The sequence below is a fragment of the Candidatus Eremiobacteraceae bacterium genome, assembly GCA_035314825.1.
GTDB lineage: Bacteria > Vulcanimicrobiota > Vulcanimicrobiia > Eremiobacterales > Eremiobacteraceae > JAFAHD01.
Genome location: DATFYX010000062.1, coordinates 1 through 6,114, shown reverse-complemented (window position 1 = coordinate 6,114; position 6,114 = coordinate 1). Strand labels below are relative to the sequence as shown.

Here is a 6,114-nt window from a genome sequence, read left to right as displayed (position 1 = left end):
CCCGCGCACCCCGTTGGCGAGCACCGCGTTCGGAGTCCCGGCAGCCGATGTTCCCGGGCTGATCGTGATCGTATCGCCCAAGCTTCACGTGCGCGCTTCTTGCTGAGAGAGCGGGTCGTCGACGCGCTACGAGCCCTCATTGATCTGGATCAGAGCCGTTGCCGACGCGCTCGGCGCGGCCGTGGCCCGATGCGATATCGCAACGGCCGCGTGGTCTTGCATTTGAGGCTTCGGCGTAGCGACCACGGGTTTTCGACGTGCCGGGTTGTGCGCGATACGCACCTGGATCTCATCCGGCGTCGCGTCCGTACTGATGCCAAGCAGATCATAGAATGTGAGATTGGCGTCCGACATCCCGCTACGCCGTTGGCGGTCGGAAGCCGGTGCGCCTTTGCCAGGCGGGCACCCGATAAAGCGCCAAGTCGCGCTGCGTGCCAACCTTCCAGGACAAGGTGGTGGTCGTCGTCGGCGCGTCGGGAAGCATCGGCGCTGCCACCGCGCGCGCGTTCGCCGCGCGCGGTGCCGCCGTCGTGCTCGCCGCGTTGCCCGATACCCTGCTCGACTCGATCGAGCGCGAACTGCGCGAGCGCGGCGCGCGGGTCGCTGCCGTGCCGACCGACATCACCGTACGCGCCGACATCGACCGGCTCGTGGCTACGACGCTCGCGACCTTCGGGCGCATCGACGTGCTCGCTAACGTCGCCGGAATCGGTTCGGGACCGGCATTGTGCGAGCGAAGCGACGAACAGCTCCACGACGTCATCGCTATCAACCTGCTCGGGCCGGCTCGACTCATGCATGCCGTCCTGCCGGCGATGAAGGCCCAGGGCGGCGGAGCGATCGTCAACATCGGATCGATCGCCGGCGAAGTCGGGATCATGGGCATCTATTCGGCGTCGAAGTTCGGCCTGCGGGGTTTGAGCGATTCGGTGCGGCGCGAAGTGCATTCCGACAATGTCTCGGTGACGCTGATCGAGCCCGGCTTCGTGCGTTCGCCGATGAACCCGGCCCACGGCGATCGCCTGCCCGGTCCTGAGATCGTGGCAGACGCGATCGTCGACGCGGTCGCGCACCCGCGACGCGCGCGTATCGTTCCGTGGCCATACCGGCTGCCGGTGTTCCTGATCAAGACGTTCCCGTGGCTGACCGACCTTGTGTTCAGGGACCCGCGCATCCAGGAGCGGCTCAACCGAGACGCGCGCGCCCAAAACCGACAATGACGAGAGCCGTCGTCGTGACCGGCGCGTCAAGCGGCATCGGCCTCGCCACCGCCGAGCTACTGGCGCGCGAAGACTTCACCGTCTACGCGGGCGTGCGCAGCGGAGCCGATGCGGCCCGCCTCGGGGCTCTCCACCCGAGCATCAGGCCGCTGACCATCGACGTCACGGATCGCGCCTCTATCGATGCCGCCGCCGCTTCTGTGGCGGCGGGAGGCGAGGCGTTGCACGGGCTCGTCAACAACGCGGGCATCGCGGTTGCCGGTCCGCTCGAGTTTCTTCCTTTAGATGAGCTGCGCCGGCAGTTCGAGGTCAACGTGTTCGGCGCGATCGCGACGTCCCAAGCGTTCTTGCCGCAGCTGCGCGAGCACCACGGCCGCATCGTGTTCGTGGGCTCGGTGTCCGGCCGGATCGCGGTCCCCATGCTCGGCCCCTACGCCGGTTCGAAGTTCGCGCTGCGTGCGCTGACCGATGCGCTGCGGATGGAGCTCGCCCCGGCCGGCGTTTTCGTGGCATTGGTCGAGCCAGGCGACGTGAAGACGCCGATCTGGAAGAAAGGACAGGACTCGCGCGAGCAGGTCGCGCGCGCGTTGGGGCCGCAGGCGCTCGACCTCTACGGCGACGCTCTGCGACGGCTCTACCGGGGGACGCAAGCCGCCGAACGCAACGCGATGCCGGTCGAGCGCGTCACGGTGGCGATCTTGCACGCTCTGACGGCGCGCCGGCCGCGCACCAACTATCTGGTCGGCTCGAAGATGGCGAATCTGGTCGCGACGCTGCCGGCGCGCACGCGCGACCGTCTCGCCTTCAAAGTGCGCCACCTGCCCTAGGAGCCGAGCGATGGGAAGATCAGCTGCAGCGTGGACACGATCGTCAGGCCGGCGACGATGATGACCGTCGCCCATGAGACGATGTTCACCGCGAGATTGTTGGTATATCGGCCCATGAGCTGCTTGTTGTTGATCAGCAGCAGCATCAAGACGAGCACCAGCGGCAAGAGCGCGCCGTTGAGCACCTGCGACCAGAAGATGATGCCGAGCAGCGGGGCGTGCGGCATCAGCACGATGCCTGCGCCGACCGTGATGAGCGCCGCATAGAGACCGTAGAAGAACGGCGCCTCCGAAAACCGCTTCTCCACGCCTGACTCGAAGCCGAACGCTTCGCATACGTAATAGGCCGTGGACAGCGGCAGGATCGAGGCGGTGAAGATGCCGGCGTTGAGCAGCCCGATCGCGAACAGTAGCGATGCCCATTTGCTCGCCAGTGGCGTGAGGGCGAGCGCGAGCTTGTTGACGTCGTCCACCACGATCTGATGCCCTGGCGCGGCGTGCACGTTGTGCACGTAGATCGTCGCCGCGCTCGCGACCATGATGAAGAAGGCGATGAAATCCGTGAACAGCGCACCGGTCACGACGTCGACACGAGCGTAGCGCAGTTCCGAGGCCTTGACGCCCTTTTCGACGATCGCCGCTTGGATGTAGAACTGCATCCAGGGCGAGATGGTCGTGCCGATGATGGCGATCGCCATCAGCAGATACGCCTTGGTCGGGGTGAAGTGCGGCCAGACGAACTGGGTGAGCGCTTCATGCCAGTCCGGCCGGACGATGAAACAGCTGACGACATACGTCAGATAGATGAAGCAGAAGAAAAAGAACACCTTCTCGACCGCGCTGTAGTTGCCGCGCGTGACGACGGCGAAGACGAAGATCGCGACCAGCGGCACGAGCAGATACTTCGTCAGCCACGGAAGATAGACGTGGAAGATCGCGGCGGCCGAGGCGACGCCGGCGAACTCCGACGTGATGGTCCCGACGTTGCCGAGCAGGAACAGCAGCAACACCCAGAACGTCAGTCTGACGCCGAAATTCTCACGGATGAGGTCGGCGAGCCCCTTGCCCGTGACCGCGCCCATGCGCGCGCACATCTCCTGGATCACCAGCAATGCCACGGTGACCGGGATCAGGATCCACAGCTGCGTATAGCCGAACTGCGCACCCGACAACGAGTAAGTGGTGATCCCGCCGACGTCATTGTCGGCGTTGGCGGTGATGATGCCAGGCCCGACGACGGAAAGGAATAGCAAGAGCGAACGCCACACGTTGGGCCGGCGCTGCGCGAGGGCTTGACCTGCATCATGCTCTATCGCCATACAAATGCGAAGACCGCCAGCGGTGTTGCGCGCTCAACGGTCATGAAGTCGCAGGAATCCGGACGGTCTTGCCCAGCGCCCTCATGCGTTGAGTTTTGGCACGACGCGCCATAAAGTCGGACCGACTTAGCCGTCTTAGATACCGCCTTATTTCGGCGGTGCCTGGTCACCCATTGGGGTCTCTCGACCTTTCCGGGTAGCGGCTTTTCTGCGTGTCGACGCCTCACCTAACGAGGTCTGTCTGCGCCGATTCTACCTCCGTCCCGTCCGGCGCGTCAACCCCTGCCCGGAAAAGCAGAACCCCCGGGCATCGCCCAGGGGTCTGGCCATCGGCTCTGACGGTCGAATAAATTCGACCGCTACAAACGGGTCGTTACTTCTTCTTGCCTTTGTTGACGCTCTCGCGCAGATCTTTGCCAGGATGGAATGCCGGGACCGTGCGAGCGGCGATGACGAGCTTCTCGCCGGTCTTCGGGTTGCGGCCCTCGCGCGCCTTGCGCTTGCGCACCTCGAAGCTGCCGAACGGGATGAGCTGCACCTTTTCGCCTTTTTGCAGTGCGCCCTTGATGGATTCCAACAGCGTGTCGACGATGTGCGTGACGTCGCGCTTGGTCAGCTCCGTCTTCTCCGCAACTTCCTCGATCAGCTCAGCCTTGGTCATTATAGTCACCCCTCCAACATGTCGACACGATCGCAAATGAAATTGTGCGTTGTCGTGGCTTTAGGCGGGGGTCCCGCGATTCCTGCCCTCGACGTGCTTCAACGCTTTATTTCATCGCACATTGCCGCGACTGCGCGCAGCGCGAGAAGGTAGGATTCGGCTCCGAAACCGGCGACGGTGCCGTCGACGACGGGCGACATCACCGAGCGCCGCCGAAACGGCTCGCGCGAATAGATGTTGCTCAAGTGCACTTCGACTTTCGGCACAGTCGCCGACGCCAGCGCGTCGCGGATCGCATAGGAGTAGTGCGTGTACGCGCCCGGGTTGATGACGATGGCGCTGTCATCGGTTGCGGCACGGTGGATGCGCTCGATGATCTCGCCTTCGCTCTGATGCTGGCTGATCTCGACCTGCAGCCCTAGCTGCGCGGCCAGGGCGACGATCGCGGCGTCGATCTGCGCCAGCGTCGCCGAGCCGTAGACGGCCGGCTCGCGCGTCCCCAACGCGTTGAGGTTCGGGCCATGGAGCACGGCCACGCGCCGTTTCATCGGGGCGCGGTTCGGCCGATGCGCGCGCGAAACCTAGGACAAAGGGCGCATGGCGGGCGCCACAAAATTTCCACGACATGACCCGTGACTACGCCGCCAGCGCAACCGCCGCCGGAGAGACGGTCCGCATCGTCGCGGCGCGAACCACCGACATCGTGCGCGAGGCACAGGCGCGGCACGATTGCTCGCCCACGGTCACCGCGGCGCTCGGACGGCTGCTCACCGGCGCCGCGCTGCTTGGCATCGGCTTGAGCGACCGCGAGCGGCTCACGCTGCAGGTCAGCGCCGATGGACCGGTGCGCTACTTGGTCGCCGACGCGATGCCGGGTGGGCGCGTGCGCGGCTATCCCGGCCGGGCACGTGCCGAGGTCCCGCTCAACGCCCTGGGCAAATTCGACGTCGGCGGCGTCATCGGACGAGGATCGCTGCACGTCACGCGCATCTACGACACCGGGTTGCCGTACACGAGCGCGGTGCCGCTGCGCAGCGGCGAGATCGGCGACGACCTGGCGCACTACTTCGCCAACTCAGAACAAGTGCCAAGCGTCGTCGCGGTCGGCGTGCTGGCCAATCCCGACGGCGTGCTGGCCGCGGGCGGCATCATCGCGCAGCTCTTGCCGGGCGCAGAATCTTCGACCATCGAGCGGCTTGAGACCGAGGCGCGCAAGCTCGGGCAGGTGAGCACCCTCGTGCGCGCCGGCATGTCGCCCGAGGAGATGATCGATCACGTGGCAGCCGGTCTCGCGCCGCACATGCGTCACGTCCAACCGCTGTCGTTCTCATGCCCGTGCGATCGCGCGCGCGTCGCCCGGGCGCTGGTGACGCTCGGCTCGCAGGCGCTGCGCGAGATGGCCGCCGTCGACGCGGACACCGAAGCGACGTGCGATTTCTGCGGGCAGCGCTACTACTTCTCGCCCGACGAGGTCGGCGAGATCCTGGCGGGAGCGAGCGATCGGCGGGCCGGCGAGCCGGGAGTGGGCTAGGGTTTCTTTATCCGCACGTAATGGTGGTTGCCGCGCTGCAACACCCGGCCATCCCATGATTCGGGCGCCTGCTGCGCGTCGTCCACGCGCTTGCCGTCGAGCTTGACGGCGCCCTGTTCGATCAGGCGCAGCCCCTCGCGATTCGAGCCGGCCAAACCCGCCATCACGAGCAGTTTCAAGACCGTGAGGTCCGCGCCGGCGATCGTCAGGTGATACTCGCGCATGTCCTCGGGCAGTTCCTTGCGCACGACGGTCTTCTCGAAATGCGTACGCGCTTCCAGCGCCGCCTCCTCGCCGTGGTAGAGTCTGACGACGGCCTCGGCGAGCAGCAGTTTGGAATCGCGCGGCGGCAGCACGAGCGCTTTCTCGATCTCGCGATCGTCGGCGGTGGTGGCCAGCTCCCAATAGCGGCGCAGCAGGACATCGGGCAGTGACATGATCTTGCCGAACATCTGCGCCGGCGGCTCGCGCAGCGCGATGAAGTTGTTGAGGCTCTTGCCCATGCGCTGCACGCCGTCGGTGCCCTCGAGGATCGGCAGCGTCATGCAGATCTGCG

7 protein-coding genes and 1 riboswitch are annotated in these 6,114 nt (G+C 65.7%); of the genes, 3 read left to right on the top strand and 4 right to left on the bottom strand.

The window, feature by feature from the left end; genetic code table 11:
• Nucleotides 1-431: 431 nt before the first annotated feature.
• Both VKF82_07950 and VKF82_07945 read left to right on the top strand, forming a co-directional pair.
• Nucleotides 432-1,220 carry an SDR family oxidoreductase gene (locus tag VKF82_07950; GenBank protein HME81995.1) on the top strand — a complete coding sequence of 263 codons (789 nt, stop codon included), beginning with the start codon at nt 432-434 and terminating at the stop codon, nt 1,218-1,220.
• Nucleotides 1,217-2,047 (top strand): SDR family oxidoreductase, encoded by an 831-nt coding sequence (locus VKF82_07945; protein ID HME81994.1) that lies wholly within the window; start codon nt 1,217-1,219, stop codon nt 2,045-2,047. Before VKF82_07950 ends, VKF82_07945 begins: the two co-directional genes overlap by 4 nt.
• Here the strand turns inward: VKF82_07945 and VKF82_07940 are convergent.
• The 3 genes from VKF82_07940 to aroQ form a co-directional block, all read right to left on the bottom strand.
• A complete protein-coding gene (locus tag VKF82_07940) occupies nt 2,044-3,366 on the bottom strand; it encodes an Nramp family divalent metal transporter (protein ID HME81993.1) in 1,323 nt (440 codons plus the stop codon). The two genes, VKF82_07945 and VKF82_07940, sit on opposite strands and share 4 nt — an antisense overlap.
• A 73-nt stretch (nt 3,367-3,439) precedes the next feature.
• A riboswitch (M-box (ykoK) riboswitch) is annotated at nt 3,440-3,608 on the bottom strand.
• Nucleotides 3,609-3,739: 131 nt separating this feature from the next.
• Nucleotides 3,740-4,027 carry an HU family DNA-binding protein gene (locus VKF82_07935; GenBank protein HME81992.1) on the bottom strand — a complete coding sequence of 96 codons (288 nt, stop codon included), beginning with the start codon at nt 4,025-4,027 and terminating at the stop codon, nt 3,740-3,742.
• Nucleotides 4,028-4,125: 98 nt separating this feature from the next.
• Nucleotides 4,126-4,575: a type II 3-dehydroquinate dehydratase gene (gene aroQ / locus VKF82_07930; GenBank protein HME81991.1), complete on the bottom strand. Its 450-nt coding sequence runs from the start codon at nt 4,573-4,575 to the stop codon at nt 4,126-4,128.
• A gap of 77 nt (nt 4,576-4,652) precedes the next feature.
• On the opposite strand from aroQ, the gene hslO reads away from it, so the two are divergent.
• Nucleotides 4,653-5,558, top strand: coding sequence for an Hsp33 family molecular chaperone HslO (gene hslO / locus VKF82_07925; protein ID HME81990.1), 906 nt, complete (start codon nt 4,653-4,655; stop codon nt 5,556-5,558).
• On the opposite strand, the gene VKF82_07920 is transcribed toward hslO, so the two are convergent.
• Nucleotides 5,555-6,114 (bottom strand): S4 domain-containing protein (locus tag VKF82_07920; protein HME81989.1); only part of this gene is annotated, 560 nt, incomplete at its 5' end. The genes hslO and VKF82_07920 overlap by 4 nt on opposite strands.

Coding starts and splice junctions, on each gene's coding strand:
- aroQ (HME81991.1), bottom strand. CDS start 4,575: ATGAAACGGCGCGTGGCCGTGCTCCATGGCCCGAACCTCAACGCGTTG.
- hslO (HME81990.1), top strand. CDS start 4,653: ATGACCCGTGACTACGCCGCCAGCGCAACCGCCGCCGGAGAGACGGTC.
- VKF82_07935 (HME81992.1), bottom strand. CDS start 4,027: ATGACCAAGGCTGAGCTGATCGAGGAAGTTGCGGAGAAGACGGAGCTG.
- VKF82_07945 (HME81994.1), top strand. CDS start 1,217: ATGACGAGAGCCGTCGTCGTGACCGGCGCGTCAAGCGGCATCGGCCTC.
- VKF82_07940 (HME81993.1), bottom strand. CDS start 3,366: ATGGCGATAGAGCATGATGCAGGTCAAGCCCTCGCGCAGCGCCGGCCC.